This window comes from Nonomuraea sp. NPDC026600, from assembly GCF_040638335.1.
GTDB lineage: Bacteria > Actinomycetota > Actinomycetes > Streptosporangiales > Streptosporangiaceae > Nonomuraea.
Map to the genome: position 1 here is coordinate 510,321 of NZ_JBEZYD010000001.1, position 18,566 is coordinate 528,886.

Below are 18,566 nucleotides of genomic sequence, written 5' to 3' on the forward strand. Positions count from 1 at the left end.
ATGGTGCTAACGCCCGAAGATGCGCATCTGGAGCATGACGGTGAGCCGGGCGTCGGCGTCGGACAGGTCCAGTCCGCTGATCTCGGTGAGCCGCTTGAGCCGGTACCTGAACGTGTTGGCGTGCACGTGCACCTTCGCCGAGGCGGCGTTGACGTCGCCGAACGCGTCGAGGTAGGCCCGCAGCGTGGCGACCAGCTCGCTGCCGTGCTCGGCGTCGTGCTCGAGCAGCCGCTGGTAGGGGCCGGTCGGCGCCTGGTCCTCGGCGGCCGCCACGTCGGCGACCTGGAGCAGCAGCGACTCGAAGTGCACGGCCGTGTAACCGGCGACCTGGCCTGCCGCGCCCCGGGCGAGCAGCACGCGGAGCGCCCTGTCGGCGTCCGCACGCGACCTGGCGACCTGGGCGAGGCTGGCGGCCAGGCAGCCGACACCGATGCCGGCGGAGTGCCGCGGCCCGACCCTGGTCAGGAAGCTCTCGGCGACGCGTACGGCCCGCGCCTCCTCCTCACCGCCCGCCTGCAGCGGCAGCACGGCGTAGGCCACCGAGCCGACGAGCGCGGCGGCCGCCTTGGGATGGATGGCGCCGACGTGCAGCGCGAGCGCGTCGGCGAAGCGCTGCCGGTCACTCTCGCCACGCGCCGGGTCGTCGTCGGCGCCGTGCGCGAGCTGGGCGGCGAGCACGCACAGCCGGGCGGTGGCGATGCCGAGCCGCGCGGCGGCCTCGGGCGCGTCGGCCCCGCCCGCGAGCACAGTGGACAGCAGGTCGGTACGGAGCCGCCGCTGGGTGTCGGCCCCGGCCCGCTCACGCAGCAGTTGCAGCGCGACGATCTTGGCCGCGTCGGCGAGGGCGCGCTGCCGCTGGGCGGTGAGCGGCTCGCGGACGGCGACCCAGATCGAGCCGAGGATCTCGTCGCCCGTCCGCACGGCGATGGCCACCCGGTTGATGCTGCCGTCGTGGAGTTCGAGGTAAACGGGCCCGCGGCTCTGGTAGAGCTGCTTGAAGAAGCCGAGCTCGTCGAGCATCCGCTGGTAGCGCTCGGGCACCTGGCGGCCGAGCACGGTCTCGATCCGGCCCGGGTCGGCCTCGTGCTGCCGTTCGGAGTAGGCCAGCACCCGCGAGGATCTGTCCTCGATCGTGACGGGCGCGTCGAGCAGCGCGCAGACGGCGTTGGCCAGCGAGAACAGATCGCCCTGCGGCCCCTCCCCCGGCCCGGCCAGGTCGCCCTCCGCCAGCAGGGAGCGCACCAGTGCGGCGACCTGGGCCCAGGAGGCCGCCCTGGTGAGGCCGAGTACGGCCACGCCGGTCTCCAGCACGGTCGCGCGTACCTGCTCGTCCACGTCCACGGGCAGCTTGACCACCACGCCGGCCGCCCCCGGAGCCCGCGTCAGCAGCTCGCGGATCTCCGCCGTGCCGTGCACGCCGACCGCCAGCAGGATGCCTCCCGGCGGGACGATCAGCTCGTCGAGCGGGTCGAAGATGTGCACCCCGGTCACCTCGACGTCGAGGTCGCCCGGCGAGGCGGCCACGTCGATCACCGTGCTGCCCAGGTCGTGCAGGATCCGTCCGAGGCTGGCGCGTGGGCGGTCGTTCATCCACTCACCGTAGTCGGGTCCGGGATCGGCGTGCGGGCGGCCGTTCGCCCGCATGATCAGCTGATCTTCGGAGTGGCGCGCGCTCCCACATGGATGTACGGCGAGCCGTCCGCGAGCCGGTAGAACACGGCGGACATCCACTGCGGGTCCCCGTCCTGGCGGCCGACGAAGGTCACCTCGTCCACGGGGATCAGCTTCATCTCCATGGGGTCCTGGAGCGCCGCGAGAGCGCCGGTGGCCTCGCTGTATATCCACAGGTCGCCGTCGCGGACGGTCAGCGTGGCCCGGAACCCGGCCCGCTCGTACACGCCTGTGTACCCGTCCACCTCGACCTGGACGGGCGTCTCCGGCGGGCCGAGCCTGGGCGGCACGGTCAGTCCGTCGAGCTCGGCGAACAGCTCGGTGGCGACGGCGTGCGTGAACGCGCCGCTGTGCCCGCCGTTGGCGGTGACGCACACGATCGTGCCGGTGTCCGGTACGGCCCAGAGCATGGCGTGCTGGCCGATGGTGTTGCCGCCGTGGGAGATGACCTGGTGACCGTCCCACTCGTCGAGGATCCAGCCGATGCCCCACTGCTTGCCCAGCGCGTACGGGTTGGGGATGTCGACCTGCGGCTCCCACATGGCGCGCGGGCCGTCCAGGAGGCCGCCTTCGAGGTGGGCGCGGGCGAACGCGACCACGTCGGCGGGCCGCGAGCAGATGAGCCCGGCGGGCCCGGCCGAGCGCATGAGACCCCAGACGGAGGCGGTCTTGCCGTCGGCGTGGCCCATGGCGGCGCGGAAGCGCAGCACGTCCTCCGGCAGGGTCCAGGTGTGGGTGAGGCCGAGCGGTTCGACGATCTGCTCGCGCAGCACGTCGTCCCAGCGCTTGCCCTCCAGCTTCTCCAGGATGCGGCCGGCGATGCTGAAGCCGGAGTTGCAGTAGGACTGGGTGCCGCCGAGCGGGTGATTCTGGGCCAGGTCGGCGCAGGCCTGGACGTACTTCTCCACGCAGTCGTCGCCGCGGCCGGTGTCGAGGAACAGGTCGCCGTCGATGCCGCTGGTGTGGGAGAGCAGGTGCCTGACCGTGACGGCCTTGGTGACCTCCGGGTCCGCCACCCTGAACTCGGGCAGCACCTCGGCCACCGGCGTGTCGAGCGTCAGCCTGCCGCGCTCGATCTGCCGCATGAGCAGGGTCGCGGTCCACACCTTGGTGACGGAGCCGATCTGGAACAGCGAGTCGGGAGTCGCCTCGACACCGGTGTCCAGGTTGAGCGTCCCCGCGGCGAACTCGTGCACCTCGCCCCGGTGCAGGTAGGCCAGCGCGGCCCCCGGCACCTCGTGCTCGGCGATCAGCTCGGCGAGCCGGTGACCCATTGCTCCAGCCACGTGATGATCCTTTCGTTGAGGTCGTACCGGTGTGAGGGGCGTCCGTTGAGGAGGAACAGATGTGAGGCGTCCGGATAACGCACCAGCCGCACGGGTACGCCCTGCTCGCGCAGCGCGGCGAACCACTGCTCGGCCTGGCCCACGGGACAGCGGTCGTCGGCGTCGCCGTGCAGGAGCAGGGTGGGGGTGGTGACGCGGGCCACCTGGGCGATCGGCGACTGGGCCTGGAGGTCGCCCCGGCACTCGTACGCCTTGATCAGCGACCCGAAGTCGGACGTGCCCGCCATGCCGGCGAGGTCGCTCACGCAGCCGCCGGGGATCGCCGCCTTGAATCTGTCCGTCCTGGTCGACAGCCAGCACGCCATGTAGCCACCGTAGCTGTAACCGGCGACGGCCAGCCGATCAGGGTCGGCGACGCCGTCCGCCACCAGATCGTCGACGGCCGCGAGGAAGTCCTGCTCGTCGGCCAGCCCCCACGCTCCGACCGTGGCGGTGTAGAAGTCCTCGCCGTACCCGTCGCTGGCGCGCGGGTTGACCAGCAGGACGGTCCAGCCGTCGGCGGCGAGCCGCTGGTGGTAGAGGTGGGCGCCGTCGAAGGCGGGCGACCACGCGTTGTGCGGGCCGCCGTGCACGTCGAGCAGCAGCGGGCCGGGGCCGGTACGCCTCTCGTCACGCAGCACGAAGCCCTCGATGGTGGTGCCGTCGGGGGCGGTGAAGGTGCGGGGGCGCGGGGTGAACAGGTCCACGTCCGGGAGGGCGTGGTGGGTGAGGGGCTCGCCATCGAGGTAGACGTCGCCCGCACTTGCCGGGGAGGAGGCGATCCAGGCGACCCGGCCCGCGGCTGTGGAGATGCCGGACACCGTGAAGTCGCCATCGACGATCTTCTCGGCGGGCCCGCCCGGCGGCCCGACAGTCGGCTTATCGGTGGACCCGACCGCAGGCCCGACCTCGGGGCCGACCGCCAGCTTGCCGATAGGCCCGCTCATGGGTCGACCGACCGGGAGGCGGTACAGGTGCGTGCGGCCTTGGTCGCGGGCGCAGAACAGCAGGTCGTCGCCGAGCATCGCGGGGACGGCGCCGGGGTAGCCGGGGGCGCCGATCATGACGTTACGGTCGAGCCCGGTCACCACCTCGTCGAGCCCGCCGGGGCCGAGCGTGTACAGGCGAGTGTGGCCGACGACTTCACGCAGCCCGGCCACCATCAGCCGGTCGCCACCGCCACCGCCATCACCACCGACGCCACCGTGGCTGTCGCTGAGCCACCATGCGCCGGTGCAGATGACGTCTGGCCCGGTGAGCCGTTCCGGCTTGCCCGGTGCGGGGCCGGTGGCGTCGACCGCGTACACCGCGCTCTCCACCACCAGATCCCGGTCGGGCGCCATACTCGCCACGAACGCCAGCCGCCGCCCATCCGGCGACCACGACGGCTCCCCGGCGTGGAAGCCGCCCTCGGTCACCTGGACGGTTTCGCCCGTCGCCACGTCCGCCACGAACAGGTGCGTGGTCAGGCCGCGCAACAACCCGGTGCCGTCGGCCTTGTACTCCAGGGTGTCGGCGACCACCGGCGCGTTCGGGTCGAGCTCACCGTGCGGCCCTCCGTACGCGATGCGAGTGCCGTCGGGCGACCACACGGGCGCACCGGCACCGAGCGGCGCCGAGGTGAGCCGGCGCGGCTCGCCACCCTCCATCGGCAGCAGATGGATCTGAGCGCACCCATCGACGGGGCGCAGGAAGGCGAGCAGACGACCGTCGGGCGACCAGCGCGGCGTGCTGCCGGCGGCGAGGCGGCGCGGCTCGGCACCGGGGACGGCGAGCCAGATCTCGGCCCGGTTCTCGTCGGAGTCACGGTCGGCGGTGGTGAGCGTGTAGGCGACGGCGCCGCCATCGGGGCGCAGCCTCGGGTCGGATGGGACCGCGATGCGGTAGAGGTCGTCGAGGACGAGGCGTGGCATGACCGAACCGTAGGCCGGTCCAGGCCACGGCATCTTCGGCACATCCGACGAACGCCACCGCTCCCGTTGTGCGGAAGACCAAAGCTCACGTCGCACGCCCGTCTGGGCGCGAGATAAGAATCATTGACACCATGTCTGCTTTGTTTTACATTGACCAGTGTTAGCTTTTCTTTACATCTGATCCTTCGGGTTCGCGCACCAAGCGATGACGCAGGCGGCCCGCGCTCAACCACTGAGAAACATCACCATGCGCGCGAGGACACCGCCTCGCGGGCTCTGTTCCCTACGCCTGAAATCAGGGAGAAGTCATGCGCCTCGCCAGAACCGCCGGACTGTTCTATCTGATCGTCGCCGTCTTCGGCGGCTTCGCTCACCTCTATGTGCGCGCCAAGGTCTACGTGCCCGGCGACGCCACCACCACCGCGCACAACACCGTGGCGAACGCCGGCCTGGTCCGCGTCGGCTTCGTGGCCGATCTCGTGCAGGCCCCGTTCTTCCTGTTCGTGGCCATGACCCTGTACCTGCTCCTCAAGCACGTGAACAAGGACGTGGCCCGCGCGATGGTGACCTTCGTGGCCATCGCCGTGGCCATCACCTGCCTGAACATGGTTCATCAACTCGCGGCGCTCATCGTCGCCACCGAGGCCCCGTACGCGACCGCCCTCAGCCCTCAGGGGTCCGACGCGCTGGTGCTGCTCATGTTCGACCTCCATCACTACGGTTACCTCATCGCGCAGATCTTCTTCGGCCTGTGGCTGCTGCCGCTGGGCTATCTCGCCTACCGGTCGCGCATGTTCCCGCGCACGCTGGGAGTCCTCCTCGTCGCCGGGTGCGGCGGCTATCTCGTGGACGCGTTCGCGCTCTTCCTGACCCCGGATCTGGGAGCGGCTCTGAACCCGTTCGTCGTCGCACCGGCCGGAATCGCGGAGATCGTGATGCTTTTCTGGCTGCTGGTGAAGGGCGTGAAGACCCCGCCCTATCGCTCATCGGTACGTGTTCCGCGCGGGTCAGCCGCCTGAACGGGCCCGGCCCCCGGGTGTGGGCGACGGGCGCGTCGTGCGGCCTGGCTCACCCGCCCTTCGCAACGGCGTTCATGAGGTCTGCCGGGCGTGTGATCATCTTGTAGGCGCGGGCCAGATCGGCGACCCGCTGGAGTTCTGTCAGGTCCAGCCGGGCGGGATAGGAGCCGAGCGGGACGTCTGCCGCCATTGCCTTGGAGATCTTCGTGTAGCCGGGCAGCACGTTGCGCACCTGCTGGGGGTTGCTCGCGATCAGGCGCTGCGCCTTGACCAGCGCGCGCTGGAAGGCTGCCAGCGTGCGAGGGTGTCCGCGAATCCACTTGTCGGTAGCCATCATGCCCGCGCTGTACAGGTTCGCGGCCTCCCGGGGCATCGCGTCACTCACAATCCGCGTGATCCCGACCTCGCGGCCCAGAGTGATGAGAGGTTCGGTCATCAGGGCAGCGTCAACCTGCCCCTTGTCCATCGCGACGATCATGTCGGTATAGGGCACCTCGACCAGCAAGACGTCCCTCCACGATATTCCGGCCTGCTTCAGCATGGCTGCCAACACCAATGCCCCGAGCCCCGTGCGGCCCGCGATCGCGATCTTCTTGTGTTTGAGGTCGGCCACCGTCCTGATCTTCGATTTCGTCTTCACGGTGACCGCGAAGCTTCCTTGCGCGGCCTGGTGCAGGCTGGAGACGATCTTGAACTCTCCCACGCCTAACTCGTTCATCTTGAAGACTGTGGCGTAGTCGGTCTGCGCCAGATCCAGCGCGCCGCCTTCGACCTGGGGCACTGCGGCCGCCACGCTGGAGATGGGCCTCGGCTCCACCGTCAGCCCTTCCTCCTTGAAGTAGCCCTTGGCCAGGGCCACGTACACGGGCGCCGACTCCACGCTCTGTACCACGCCGACCCTGATGGTGGACTTCTCAGGCGGGCTGGACGGGCGGGCGGCGGCGCGCGGCTCCGCGGGCAGCGCACGTACCCCGACGGTGGCGGCGAGCACGGTGATCACGACCACCACGGCGGCGGTGAGCGCCATGAAGTTGCGCCGCCTGCGCTGATGGGCCTCGATCGCCCTGGCGCCCAGGTCGCGCTCCGGCATGTCGTCCGCGATGCGGCCGAGTTGCTCTCCGAGCCAGGTCATCGGCGTGCCTCCTCACTTTGGGCGTCCAGAACGGGCAGTTTCGGCGCCAGTTCTGGCGCCAGCACACGCAGGCGGGCCAGGGCGTGGTGCGCCTGGCTCTTCACGGTGCCGACGGAGCAGCCCATCAGGTCGGCGACGTCACGTTCTGTTCGATCCTCGTAGAAGCGCAGGACGACTACCGTGCGCTGCTTGGGCGTCAGCCGCATGAGCGCCTGACGCAGGACGATCCGCAGGACTGCGGAGTCCTCGGACGAGTAGGCGCGGTCGGGCGGCTCGGCGCTCGGCACCTCGTCGGAACCACGGCGCCGCCGCCACGAGATGTACTGGTTCACCATGGTCTTGCGCGCGTACGCGTCGAGGTGGTCGATGTGGCCTAACTTCGCCCACCGCCCGATCATGCGGACCAGCACACTCTGTACGAGGTCCTCTGCGAGGTGGACCTCTCCGGTGAGTAGGTAGGCCAGGCGCATCAACGGGCGTTGGTGGTCATCCACGAACGCCTGGAAACTGGCATCGCGATCCAACGTCTCTCCTCATGTCGATACCCCCCAGACGCTGTGGGCGCGGCGAAAGGTTGGCACTCCTGAGGTCGGATGGCCCGGAGGGGTCTCGCTCCTTCGCGACCTGGACCGTCAGGATGGAACGAACTGGAGTTCGGGCGGAGGAAAGGATCGTCCGCGCTGTGGGCAGGCCTTTACTCGGGTGCATGACCAGTACATCCGGCAGTTGGTCGCGGTTTCGGGCAAGTAGATCTCGGTACGGCCCATTCCTTGGCTTCGCTGCCAGGAACCTCCTGTCCGCGGCCTCTCGACCGTCTCGTGCCGTTACGCGGTCAGACCGTCTGGGCGCCCGGCTCGACGTGGGCATCCGGCCCTGGATAGACCAGCGTTTCGTGCTTCTCGTCGAGCCAGCGCACGTCATAGGGCGGCGAGCCGTCATCGTGGTGCAGAGCGACGATGACGCCGATGCGGCGTGCCTCCCCCAGGTGGGCGCTCTCGATGACCAACCGGTCCCCGACTGCTGCCTTCATGACTGCTCCCTTTCCGTCCTCGGCGGGTGTCGCGTCGCTGCCTGTGCCGTTCCAGCCATGCGACCCCCGTCTTTCCCCCTCACATCCAGTTGACCGACGCGCGCCCTTGGCTGCTAGAGGCCAACGTCCTCTCATTGCCAGGGGCCGAAGTCCTGTTTCACGGAACCGGGTACAACCGTGGCCAAGGACGGTTACCGGAGGAGATCGGGTCGGGTGGATGTCCGCAGGGCTTGCGGCGACGAGGCCCGGCGTGCCTTCACCGGCCGGCCGGAGTGGATGGGTCCTGGGCGCGCACCACCGCGACAGCGCACTGTGCGTGGTGCAAGACGCCACGGCTGACCGAGCCGAGGACGATCGACCTGATCGCGCTCCTGCCATGCGAGCCGATGACCAGCAGATCGGCCCGGTCGCCGGCGGCGGCGAGCGTCTTGACGGGGTGGGCGCACCGTACGTCCGTGATTACCTTGACCTGCGGGTATTTCTCTCGCCAGGAGGCCAGTTGATCGTCGGCGACGCGCTGATTGGTCTCACGCAGCGCTTCGAAGTCGCAAGAGAAGCCGGCGGCGAAGGCGAACGGCAGCGACCAGGCGTATACCGCCCGCAATGTGCTTCCGCGCAGCTCGGCCTGCCGGAAGGCGTAGGCCAGGGCGGGCTCGCACGCCGGGGAGCCATCGAGGCCGACGACGATCTCACCGTGCACCGCGGCGGGCCCGGGCCGGACGACGACCACCGGAACCGGCACCTGGCCTGCGACGTTCGTGCTGACAGAGCCGAGCACGGCCCCTGCGAAGCCACCCAGCCCTCTGCTACCGACCACCAGTTCGGTCGCGTCCCCGGCCTGCTCGCGGAGGGCGGCCGCCGGTGTTCCCCTGATCAGCTCGGTGCCCACCTCGACAGTAGGCTGCCGTCCGCGCGCGATCTCCTCGGCTTCCGCCAGGACCTTTCGCGCGTTCTCGATCAGCGCCTCGTCCCACTCAGGTGCGGGAATCTGCGGGACCTCGTGGGGCCACCCCTCCACCACAAAGACGCCACGCAGCGGCGCACGCATGCGAAAGGCGTCGTCGGCCGCCCATTCCACAGCATGGAATCCGGATGCCGAACCATCGACACCCACCACGATCAGATCAGACATCGCACATCCCCCTTATCCCATTTCAGCCCCTCTGCGGGTGGCCGAGCAGGGCCAGAAGTCCCAAAACTTGGAGATGATCGGCGGCTGGAAAAGATGGAGTCGGCGGCGAGCCCGGGCTGAATCAGCGGAGGGTCGCGTCGGCGAGGAACTGGGCGAAGCGCTGTGGCGTGCCGGCCTGGGCCCACATCGCGTGCTGCCGGTCGGCGCCCGTACCGCGACGGGCGAGGCAGTGGAGCAGCCGGGCGATCGGTTCGGGCTCCGGCAGGCGGTTCAGTACACCGTCCAGAAGGAGGCGGTGCGGCACCGTGCGCCCGGAGTACGGGTCGACAGCGTGCGCGTCGAGGCCGTGCCAGGCGGCGGCGCGCAGCTCCGCCGCGATCCGCCGGCTGCTGATGGCCTTGATCGGCACCCCACGTCTGTCGTCATCGATGGCCAGCGCGACCAAGGCCCGCGCCAGCCCGGCGATCAGGAGGGTGTCCTCGACCGTGAGGCAGGCGTCCATGATCCGCAACTCCACCGTGGGGTAGCGCGGCGACAGGCGCGCGTGGAAGTAGACACCGCGCTCGTCCAACGCGTCCCCCCGTAGGATCACGCGGCGTACGGCGGCGTCGTAGTCGCCCGCGGATCGCCACACCTGAGGGGGAACCGCCGAGGGCCAGCGGATCCACCGCAGATAGCGGCAGCTCGCCCAGCCGGTATCGCGGCCGTCGGCGACGGGGGAGTTCGCGCTGAGCGCCAACAGCGTCGCCAGGTAGGGCCGGAGCCGCGCCAGGACCCGTACGCCAAGTTCCCGTGAAGAGATACCGACATGCACATGGCAGGCGCAGGTGCCAGGGCCCGCGGCCAGGGAACCATAACGGGCGACCAATTGCAGATAGCGGGGATCGGCGGTGACCGGGCACAGGCCAGGGCCGTCCTGCAGCGCCATACCGGTGGCGACCAGGTGGCAGTCCAGCCTCGTCGCCGCGTCGGCGACCAGCCGCCGCGTCCACGCGAGTTCCTGCCCGACCTGCTCCAGATCCGTGCACACGCCGGTGACGGTCTCCAGTTGGCACCGCAGGAACTCGTACTTGACCCTCGGGTCGCCGCCGAGCAGCGTCAGGACCGCCTGCGCCCGGTCGACCGGGTGCCCGTCGGAGCGGTCCAGCAGGAGAAACTCCTCCTCGACCCCCAAGGTCAGTGTCGGGTTTCCGGAACGCTCCGCGGCCGTGGTGGACGTGCCGCCCGTTCTCATCGCAGCCTCCTGAAGATCAGGCCACTTGGGCTGACACTGGTCACTACCCCCGCCGACACTTGGGGTATCCCCTGTTCACAGGCGGACGACGAGCAGGGCGATGTCATCGCTGGCGCCGCTGCTGACGTGCAGGTCTGCCAGCAGGGTGTCGGCGAGGCGTTCGGGGTCGAGCCAGCCGGATCGGACGAGTGCGTCGGTCAGGAGTGCCAAGCCGACGTCGATGTCCCGGTCGCGGCGTTCGATGAGACCGTCGGTGTACAGGACGAGGGTGTCGCCGGGCGTGTAGGGCAGTTCGGCCTGAGGACGGGTGACATGTTCGGGACGAGCACCCAGCGGAGGGTCGGTGGCCTGGTCCAGCAGCGCACAGGAGCCGTCCAGGTGGTGGAGCAGGACGGGTGGCGGGTGGCCGGCGCTGCTGTAGGTGATGCGGCGCCTTCTGGTGTCGATCACGGCCTTGATCGCGGTGGTGGCCAGCGCCCCTTCGAGCGAACGGGCGTACAAGCCGAGCACTTCCAGTGCCGGGGCCGGCTCCTTCATGGCGCGGATCGCGGCGCTCAGCGCGCTGCGCAGCATCCCCATGGATGTGGCGGCTTCCAGGCCGTGACCCACGACGTCGCCGACCGCGACGGCAAAGCAGCCGTCTGGCAGGTCGACGACGTCATACCAGTCGCCGCAGACGTTCAAGGTTCCCACTGCGGGCAGGTAGCGCACCGCGATGTTGGGGTGAAGGTCCAGATCGGGACAGCGAAGCATGGCCTCCTGCAGGACGAGCGCGACCTGACGCTCAGTGGCGTGGGCCTGGCGGAGTTCCTCGTTCAGCTGTTGCAGTTCCTGTGCCCTGGAATAAAGTTCGGCCTTCATCTCCGCCTCCCGCCTCGTTGAGCGGCGGGCGGTGGTCCGCTGAGGACCGTAGGAATGGACGAACTCCGTCATGTCTTCGACCCGGTGGATGATCCACAACAGCGTCCCGTCCGGTGCCAGGACGGGGGTGTTGATCGGGGACCACCAGCGCTCCTCGAACGCTCCAGGACAACCGGCGAGGGGGATGTCGTACTTTTGCAGCGCCATCGTGTCCGGTTCGCGGTAGGCCAGCACCCGCTGCAGCGAGGCGTTCAAGTTCGTCACTCCGCTGGCGTTGGAATCCTCGGGGTTGTCAGGGAAGGCGTCGAAGATGTACTGCCCGATCAGGTTTTCGGCGGTGCGGCCGGTCGCGCGCAGGTAGGCCCCGTTCACATCGACGATCATCAGATCCGGGTCCAGCACCAGGCATGGTGACGGCGCGGCGGCGAACAGCGCCGCATGGTCGACCTGCGGCGTGGTCGGCTTTCGCATGCCCAGCCGACGAAAACTGGCGAGCCTACTCACGCTATCCACTCTATGAGGTGTTTTGCCTGGTCACCACGGGCAAGGTCCCTTGACGGCACTTCGGGCGTCGGGTGAAGCTAGTGGTCCGGTGGGATGCGGTAGACGGACACGTGGGAACGCGATTCGGCGGTGAAGTCGGCTCCGGCCCAGGCTGCGGAACAGCTCAGCCCGTCTGCTGTCATCGAACCTGAAGTGGTGCGAGACGACGTGCTGGCGCAGAACATCGTAGGTGTCCAGGCCGATGTAGCCGGGCTCGCAGTGGTAGACCGTGGCCTGCTGACCCGGTGGCAGCTTGCGCAATTCGGGCACCCAGAGCTCGATCACGAACCGGCCGCCCGGTGTGAGGTGGCGGGCGACGTTGCGGAAGCACGCAACCTGCTCGGCCTGGGTGAGCAGGTTGGAGATCGTGTTGAAGACCAAGTAGACGAGCGTGTACTTCCCCGGGGCGACGGCGGTCGCCATGTCGCCGACGATTCCGATCGCGAACTCGAGTGCCTGTCCGTCGCCCGCGAGCTCGGCGAGGCGGCCGACGGTCGGCTCCAAGACCTCGGACACGAACATCCCGGTGCCCGGCGTGTCGTAGCGCTGGGCGTGGCGCACGTCAAAGAGCGAGCGCGCGGACCACCTCCTCGTCCACGCCGATCCCCAGGCCGGGGCCGGTGGGCACGTGGGCGACGCCGTCGGCGATGGTGATGACCGGATCCGTGGCGTAAGGGCTGGTGATGAACTGCCGGCCGTTGAGGTCCACGGGCGTGTCCACGCCGAACGCGGCGAACAGGTGGAGTGAGGCGGCCAGCCCGATGTCGGACTCGGTGAGGCCGGAGCCCATGATCGCCAGGCCGCTGTCCTCTGCGAGCTGACACTGGCGCAGCGCCAGGGTCAGCCCGCCGCAGCGTTGCACCTTGGCGACGGCGATGTCGATGGCGTCGAGCCGGACGAACGTCGCCAGGTCGCTCGGGTGGCGCAGGCTCTCGTCCACGGCCACCGGGATGGGGCTGGCGTCACGCAGGCGGCGCAGGCCGACGATGTCGTTGGACGGAAGCGGCTGCTCGAAGACGGCGACGTCCAGGTCGGCCAGGCGCCTGGCCACCCGGAGCGCGGCGGCGGCCGTGTAACCCTGGTTGGCGTCCACCCAGAGAATGGCATCGGGGGCGGCGGCGCGCACCGCGGCCACGATGGCCACGTCCTCGTCCTCGGTGTGCAGGCCGAGCTTGACCTTGACGTGGCGATAGCCGTGCGCACGGCCCTCGGCCACCGAGTCCGCGGCCTCGGACGCCGACGCACCCGCCACGATCCAGGCCAGCTCGATGGTGTCGCGCCTGCGCCGGCCCCACAGCTCACCGAGGGACAGGCCCACGCTGCGGGCGAAGGCGTCGTGGCAGGCCACGTCGACCGCCGCGCGCGCCAGCGGCATGCCGATCGAGAAGCCCTTGCTGATGGTGCGGTCGAAGGTGCGGCAGAGCCCGTCCAGGTCCCACAGCGGGCGGCCGACGGCCGCCGGGGCCAGGTAGCCCTCGATGGTGGAGACGATGGACTCGGTGGTCTCGTACGTCCAGGAGGGGATCGGGGTGGCCTCGCCCCACCCGGTGGCGCCGTCGTCGGCCGTGACCTTCACCAGGACTCTGACTGCCGGGCGGCCGCCCTGGACGACGGACCCGCCCGCGACGGCGAAGTCGCGCAGCGAGGGCAGGCCCACGGTGAAGGTCTCGACGTGTGCTATCCGGTTCACGTGGCACGAACCCCTTCAGTACCATTCGGATTTGTCGACCAGATTGATCAGTTCTCGCCCGCTCACGAAGCGCCGGGCGTTCTCCAGCAGTACGGCGAAGCGTCGCTCGTCGGCGTGCGGCCCCACGCCGCCCACGTGCGGGGTGATGAGCACGTCGGGACGCCGCCAGAGCGGGTGATCGGCGGGAAGCGGTTCGGTCTCGAAGACGTCCAGGGCCGCGCCGGCCAGGTGCCCCGCGGACAGGGCGGCGGCGAGGTCGTCGAGCCGGACGGTGGGCCCGCGGCCGATGTTGACGATGTACGCGCCGGGCTTGGCCAGTGCCAGCCTCCGCGCGTCCAGCAGGCCCTCGGTGGCGGGGGTGTGCGGGATCGTCAGGATGACCAGGTCCGCCTCGGGAAGCAGCCGGTCGAGGGCGTCGGCCGGCAGTACCTCGGCGTAGCCCGGCACGGGGCCGCCGCGCCGGGCGTCCACGCCCACGACCCTGGTGCCGAACGCCGCCAGCAGCCTGCCGACCTCGGCCCCGACCGCGCCCACCCCCACCACCAGGGCGGTCGCCTCGCTCAGGGGGAGCACGGCGCCGGGGTCCCAGTCGGGTGCCCAGCGCGCGCGGGCCTGTTCGCGGACGTACCTGGGCAGGCCCCTGGCCAGCGCGAGCACCAGCGCCAGCGTGTGCGCGGCCACGTGATCGGTGTAGGTGTCACGCATGTTGGTGACCCGCACGGGGTGCGCGACGAGGGCCGGATGGTAGAACCCCGGAGGCGGCGCGGCCTGCGGGACCTGCAGCCAGCGCAGCCGCCCGGCGTGCGCCAGCAGGTCCGCGGGCAGGGTGCCGTAGGCGGCGTCGGCCTCCGCCAGCGCGTGCGCCGCCTCCTCGCGGGTCCGCGGCCGGAGCACGACGAGCTCCGGCACCGCCTCCCCCAGCCGATCCGGCCAGCCGTCGGTGGCCGGATCATGCGGCGGGAGCAGCACCAGGGTGGTGCTCACGCCCTTCTCGCCAGGCCGGACTCGCTGATCTCGTACAGCAGCGGCTCCCCCGCGACGTAGCGGGCGAGCTCTTCGGCCATGGTCTGCCCGTGGCGGCGCCGCTCGTGACCCAGGCTGCCCGCCACGTGCGGGGTGACGACGATGTTGGGCATCGTGAACAGCGGCGACCCGGCGACGGGCGGTTCCGGGTCGGTGACGTCGAGGACGGCGAACAGGTCGGTCCGCCGGCTCAGCACGTCCACGAGCGCGGCCTCGTCGACGAGGCCGCCGCGCGCCGAGTTGATCAGTGTGGCGTCGTGCTTCATCGACTCCAGCAGCTCGGTGCCGACCAGGCGCTCGGTCTCAGGGGTGAGCGGCGAGTGCAGGCTGACCACGTCGGATGTGGCGAACAGCTCCGCCAGGCCGACGAGACGCACGCCGAGTTCCTTGGCCTGTGCCGGGTCGGCGTACGGATCGTAGGCCTGTACGTCGAGGCGGTGGTGGGCGAGCAGCCGCGCCGTGGCCCGGCCCGTGGCGCCGAGCGAGACCAGGCCGACCGTCGCGCCGTAGGCCCCGATCTCGGGTCCGCGCGGAGCGGAGGCGGCGGCGGCGCGCGCGGCCAGCACGTAGCGCCAGCCGTGCTTGAGCGCGTAAAGGATCTGCGAGAGAACGAACTCGGCGACCGGCTCGGCGTTGGCGGCGGCCGCCGAGGTGACGCGCACTCCCGTGGCCCACATCTCCGGGGTGACCATCGGCTTGATGGAGCCCGCCCCGTACAGCACCAGCGACAGTTTGGGCGCGGCGGCAAGGAACTCGGCGTCCAGCTTGGGCGCCCCCCACCCGGTCACCAGCACCTCCAGGCCGGCCAGCACGTCAGGAGTGAGCCGGTCGCGGGTGAGCAGAGGCGAGTCGATGGCCAGGTGCCGCTCGATCGCGGCCCGGGCCTCCGGGCCGTAGACGTCGTCAAAACGGTTCGGGTCCATCACATACAGGCCGTTCAACATTGCTTCTCCTTCAAGCGAGCCGCCGCTCGCACGCTGGCCAGGCGGGCTGGTGAGCCGAGCCCGGCGTGGTAGTAACGTAGCTGCCGCGCGCCCGCGGCGATGAGGTCGGCGGCCAGGACCGGGGTCCGGGCGTGGCCGTCTTCCAGCACGGTGAGGTTGGCGACGAGGGGGGTTCCGGTGCGGCTCGCCGCGGCCTTCATCTGGGCCAGGGCCGCCTCTTCCTGGCCCCAGCACTTGAGCACGTACGCGTCGACCGGCGCGTCGAAGCCGGACAGGTCGATCCCCACGTCGGGGCCGGTGACCTGCGGGTCGTCGGTGGCCATGAGCAGCAGTTCGCGGCCGCCGGCCAGCGCCGCCACGGCGCGGACCAGGTCGGCGATGACCTGGCCGCGGTGATCGTAGAGGGCTTGGGCGCGCTCGCGGCCGAGTGCTTCGTCCAGGCTCGTCCCGGCCGGGACGCCCTGCTGGAGCTCTCCGTCCACGGCGGCGCGCACGTCGCGCGCCAGCTCCTCGACGTCCAGGCCGCGCCCGGCCAGCCCGGTCCGGCAGGCCGGGCAGAGGCAGAGGGACAGCAGCGCCCTGCCGCAGGCCGACAGGTAGGCGCCGGAGGTCTTCTCGTGGTGGCCGGCGTGCTCCATGCCCAGCCAGCCGCACGCCTCCAGCATCAGCGCGGGCACGTCGTACTGCTCGCAGACCTCGCGCACGAGGGTGAGCGCGTAGTCGTGCACGGCGGGCTGGGCGGGGCAGAGCGCGTGGGGGAAGGTCTCGCCGTAGGCGTTCGTGACGGTCAGGTCGGGCGCTTCGCGGCCCAGCACCGTGGAGTGCGTGAGCACCAGCCAGGCCTCGGCCCGCAGCCCGGCCCCGGCCAGCGCGGCCAGCGCCGTGCCGAACCTGTCCTCGTCGGGCACCCCCCAGCTCGGCGGGTGCGGCCGAAGCCGCCCGCGCCAGCGCTCGGGGCGCAGCCGGAAGTAGGCCGCCGCGTGGTCGGCCCGCACGATGCGGTGGCGCGGATGCCACGGGGTGGTGGCCCGGACCGAGTGGTAGGCGGCTTGCAGGGTCACCGTGCTCACGCCGAGATCGGCGATGCGCTCGGCCCCCGCCGGGTCGCCCACGATGTCCCAGGTATAGGCGAACACGCCGTGCCTCAATGTCACCCCTTGGTGGCGCCGGCCAGGCCGCGCGTGAAGTAGTTCTGGAAGAAAAGGAAGATCATCAGCATCGGCAGGAACGAGATCGTCATCCCGGCGGCGAACCCGGTCCAGTCGGTGGCGTGCTCGCCCTGGAAGGACAGCATCCCGACGGCGAGGTTCTGCAGGTCGGGCTGGCCGAGCGTGAACACCAGCGGGATGTTGAACTCGTTCCAGCTACTGATGAACTGGAAGATGACCACCACCGCGATGACCGGTTTGGCCAGCGGGAGAATGAGGCGGAACGTCTTGAGGAAGCCGGCCCCGTCGAGCTTGGCCGCCTCGAACAGATCGGTCGGGACGCTGGAGAAGAACCCGACGAACAGCAGCACGTACAGGGCGCCGGCGCCGCCGGACATGGCCAGGATGACCCCGGCCCGGGTGTTCAGCAGGCCGAGCTGCTCGATCAGCACGAACTGCGGGACGATGATCGAGGCGACCGGGATGAACAGCGTCCCCACGATCATCCGGTAGAGCAGGGTGCGGCCGGGGAACTCGTACCTGGCCAGCACGTAGCCGCACAGAGCGGCCTTGATCAGCTCGACGAGGGTCGAGGCGGCCGAGTAGAGCACCGTGTTGACGAAGTATCCGGAGAACCCGGCGTTGACCCAGGCCCGGACGAAGTTGTCGAAGTTCCACTGGTCGGGCACGAGGCTCGCGCCGCTGGTGAACATCCCGGCCTGGGTCTTGAACGCGGCCGAGATCGTCCACAGGAAGGGATAGACCCACACGAGCCCGACGACCAGCAGGATCGGCAGGGCGATGAGGTTGGCCCGCACGGCCTGGCTGCGCCCAGTGGGCTTGGTGGGCTTGGCGGGGTTGGTGATCGGCTTGGTGATCGTCGCCATCAGACGCCGTACTCCTTCCTGAGCCGCTGGGCCCGGCGGACCGCGACACCCTGGGCGGAGACCAGGACGAAGGCGATGACGGAGAACAGCAGCGCCGCGGCCGAGGCGTAGCCGTAGGCGAACGGCACCGTGCCGAAGGCGTTCTGGTAGATGAAGTAGGACACCATGTAGGTGCTGGTGCCGGGCCCGCCCGCGGTGAGCGTGACGACCAGGCCGAAGACGTGCATGGCGTTCACCAGGCCGAGCAGGGTGATGATCACCGCGACCGGCCTGATCATCGGCAGCGTGATGCGGGTGAGCTTCTTCCACTCGCTCGCGCCGTCGATGGCGGCCGCCTCGTAGACCTCCTCCGGCACGTTCTGCAGCGCCGCGATCCAGTAGATCATGTACTGGCCGAAGATCTGCCAGACGGAGACGAGCACCAGCACGAGCAGCGCGCTCCACCGGTTGGCGAACACGTCGAACCCCTCGTCGACCAGCCCGAGGTCGCGCAGGATCGCGTTCAGCGCGCCGTTGGACGGGTTGAGCAGGTACGTGAAGACCAGGCCCGCCATGGCGACGGGGATGATGAGCGGCGCGAAGAACATGGTCCGGAAGAACCGCTTGGCGCGCAGCCACTTGCGGGTGAGCAGGATCGCCGCCAGCAGCGAGATCGGCAGCTTGATGACGGTCGTCAGCAGAGCGAAGACCAGGGTGTTGACCACCGAGAGCCAGAACAGCGGATCGACCAGGATCGAGCCGTAGTTGCCGGCCCCGACGAACTGGTCGATCGGGCCGATGCCCGACCAGTCGAAGAAGGAGTAGTAGATGGTCGCGACCAGCGGCCAGATGGTGAAGCCGAGGTAGAGCAGGAGAAAGGGGGCCAGGAAGACGATCAGCCAGACCCTGTCGAGGCCGCGGACGCGCTCGCGGGAGTGATCGACGCGCTCGGGCGCACGCTTGGCGGGCGACCGGTCCCTGTCCGTCACCCTCTCCCTGCCGGGGGCGGGAGCGGTGGTTGTCATGGATGTCCTC

The 18,566-nt window shown here is 70.1% G+C and carries 17 protein-coding genes; 1 reads left to right on the plus strand and 16 read right to left on the minus strand.

Annotated features, from left to right (window positions below; translation table 11 throughout):
- Positions 1-6: 6 nt before the first annotated feature.
- From AB0F17_RS02345 to AB0F17_RS02355, 3 genes are read right to left on the minus strand one after another with little or no spacing between them, the layout of a single operon-like run.
- Positions 7-1,590: a helix-turn-helix domain-containing protein gene (locus AB0F17_RS02345; protein WP_358014848.1), complete on the minus strand. Its 1,584-nt coding sequence runs from the start codon at positions 1,588-1,590 to the stop codon at positions 7-9.
- Positions 1,591-1,646: 56 nt separating this feature from the next.
- The gene (locus AB0F17_RS02350; RefSeq protein WP_358014851.1) at positions 1,647-2,957 is read right to left on the minus strand and encodes a serine hydrolase domain-containing protein; all 1,311 of its coding nucleotides are present in this window, start codon (positions 2,955-2,957) and stop codon (positions 1,647-1,649) included.
- Positions 2,921-4,909, minus strand: a complete 1,989-nt coding sequence (locus AB0F17_RS02355) for a S9 family peptidase (RefSeq protein ID WP_358014854.1) — start codon at positions 4,907-4,909, stop codon at positions 2,921-2,923. The genes AB0F17_RS02350 and AB0F17_RS02355 overlap by 37 nt, the downstream gene beginning before the upstream one ends.
- Positions 4,910-5,217: 308 nt before the next feature.
- Between AB0F17_RS02355 and AB0F17_RS02360 the strand changes: the two genes are divergently transcribed.
- Positions 5,218-5,928 carry a DUF4386 domain-containing protein gene (locus AB0F17_RS02360; RefSeq protein ID WP_358014857.1) on the plus strand — a complete coding sequence of 237 codons (711 nt, stop codon included), beginning with the start codon at positions 5,218-5,220 and terminating at the stop codon, positions 5,926-5,928.
- A 49-nt stretch (positions 5,929-5,977) separates the two neighbouring features.
- Here the strand turns inward: AB0F17_RS02360 and AB0F17_RS02365 are convergent, their stop codons facing one another.
- The 13 genes from AB0F17_RS02365 to AB0F17_RS02425 form a co-directional block, all read right to left on the minus strand.
- Positions 5,978-7,060 carry an ABC transporter substrate-binding protein gene (locus AB0F17_RS02365; RefSeq protein WP_358014860.1) on the minus strand — a complete coding sequence of 361 codons (1,083 nt, stop codon included), beginning with the start codon at positions 7,058-7,060 and terminating at the stop codon, positions 5,978-5,980.
- On the minus strand, positions 7,057-7,584 hold the full coding sequence (locus tag AB0F17_RS02370) for a SigE family RNA polymerase sigma factor (protein WP_358014863.1): 528 nt from the start codon (positions 7,582-7,584) through the stop codon (positions 7,057-7,059). The genes AB0F17_RS02365 and AB0F17_RS02370 overlap by 4 nt, the downstream gene beginning before the upstream one ends.
- Positions 7,585-7,892: 308 nt before the next feature.
- The gene (locus AB0F17_RS02375; protein ID WP_358014866.1) at positions 7,893-8,090 is read right to left on the minus strand and encodes a DUF1918 domain-containing protein; all 198 of its coding nucleotides are present in this window, start codon (positions 8,088-8,090) and stop codon (positions 7,893-7,895) included.
- A 256-nt stretch (positions 8,091-8,346) separates the two neighbouring features.
- Positions 8,347-9,222 (minus strand): universal stress protein, encoded by an 876-nt coding sequence (locus AB0F17_RS02380; protein ID WP_358014869.1) that lies wholly within the window; start codon positions 9,220-9,222, stop codon positions 8,347-8,349.
- 121 nt (positions 9,223-9,343) lie between these two features.
- Entirely contained in the window at positions 9,344-10,456 is a 1,113-nt protein-coding gene (locus tag AB0F17_RS02385) for a YbdK family carboxylate-amine ligase (RefSeq protein ID WP_358014873.1), read from the minus strand.
- A 75-nt stretch (positions 10,457-10,531) separates the two neighbouring features.
- On the minus strand, positions 10,532-11,821 hold the full coding sequence (locus tag AB0F17_RS02390) for a SpoIIE family protein phosphatase (protein WP_358014876.1): 1,290 nt from the start codon (positions 11,819-11,821) through the stop codon (positions 10,532-10,534).
- A gap of 30 nt (positions 11,822-11,851) precedes the next feature.
- Positions 11,852-12,421 (minus strand): hypothetical protein, encoded by a 570-nt coding sequence (locus AB0F17_RS02395; protein ID WP_358014879.1) that lies wholly within the window; start codon positions 12,419-12,421, stop codon positions 11,852-11,854.
- A gap of 1 nt (position 12,422) precedes the next feature.
- Positions 12,423-13,550 (minus strand): enolase C-terminal domain-like protein, encoded by a 1,128-nt coding sequence (locus tag AB0F17_RS02400; RefSeq protein ID WP_358014882.1) that lies wholly within the window; start codon positions 13,548-13,550, stop codon positions 12,423-12,425.
- A gap of 15 nt (positions 13,551-13,565) precedes the next feature.
- Entirely contained in the window at positions 13,566-14,534 is a 969-nt protein-coding gene (locus AB0F17_RS02405; protein ID WP_358014885.1) for a D-2-hydroxyacid dehydrogenase, read from the minus strand.
- On the minus strand, positions 14,531-15,517 hold the full coding sequence (locus AB0F17_RS02410) for a hydroxyacid dehydrogenase (protein WP_358014888.1): 987 nt from the start codon (positions 15,515-15,517) through the stop codon (positions 14,531-14,533). The genes AB0F17_RS02405 and AB0F17_RS02410 overlap by 4 nt, the downstream gene beginning before the upstream one ends.
- Positions 15,511-16,665, minus strand: a complete 1,155-nt coding sequence (locus AB0F17_RS02415) for a hypothetical protein (protein ID WP_358014891.1) — start codon at positions 16,663-16,665, stop codon at positions 15,511-15,513. Before AB0F17_RS02415 ends, AB0F17_RS02410 begins: the two co-directional genes overlap by 7 nt.
- A gap of 2 nt (positions 16,666-16,667) precedes the next feature.
- Positions 16,668-17,552, minus strand: a complete 885-nt coding sequence (locus AB0F17_RS02420) for a carbohydrate ABC transporter permease (protein ID WP_358014894.1) — start codon at positions 17,550-17,552, stop codon at positions 16,668-16,670.
- Entirely contained in the window at positions 17,552-18,556 is a 1,005-nt protein-coding gene (locus AB0F17_RS02425) for a sugar ABC transporter permease (RefSeq protein ID WP_358014897.1), read from the minus strand. Before AB0F17_RS02425 ends, AB0F17_RS02420 begins: the two co-directional genes overlap by 1 nt.
- Between the last annotated feature and the right edge of the window lie 10 nt (positions 18,557-18,566).

Coding starts and splice junctions, on each gene's coding strand:
- AB0F17_RS02385 (WP_358014873.1), bottom strand. CDS start 10,456: ATGAGAACGGGCGGCACGTCCACCACGGCCGCGGAGCGTTCCGGAAAC.
- AB0F17_RS02345 (WP_358014848.1), bottom strand. CDS start 1,590: ATGAACGACCGCCCACGCGCCAGCCTCGGACGGATCCTGCACGACCTG.
- AB0F17_RS02425 (WP_358014897.1), bottom strand. CDS start 18,556: ATGACAACCACCGCTCCCGCCCCCGGCAGGGAGAGGGTGACGGACAGG.
- AB0F17_RS02365 (WP_358014860.1), bottom strand. CDS start 7,060: ATGACCTGGCTCGGAGAGCAACTCGGCCGCATCGCGGACGACATGCCG.
- AB0F17_RS02355 (WP_358014854.1), bottom strand. CDS start 4,909: ATGCCACGCCTCGTCCTCGACGACCTCTACCGCATCGCGGTCCCATCC.
- AB0F17_RS02380 (WP_358014869.1), bottom strand. CDS start 9,222: ATGTCTGATCTGATCGTGGTGGGTGTCGATGGTTCGGCATCCGGATTC.
- AB0F17_RS02420 (WP_358014894.1), bottom strand. CDS start 17,552: ATGGCGACGATCACCAAGCCGATCACCAACCCCGCCAAGCCCACCAAG.
- AB0F17_RS02410 (WP_358014888.1), bottom strand. CDS start 15,517: ATGTTGAACGGCCTGTATGTGATGGACCCGAACCGTTTTGACGACGTC.
- AB0F17_RS02375 (WP_358014866.1), bottom strand. CDS start 8,090: ATGAAGGCAGCAGTCGGGGACCGGTTGGTCATCGAGAGCGCCCACCTG.
- AB0F17_RS02360 (WP_358014857.1), top strand. CDS start 5,218: ATGCGCCTCGCCAGAACCGCCGGACTGTTCTATCTGATCGTCGCCGTC.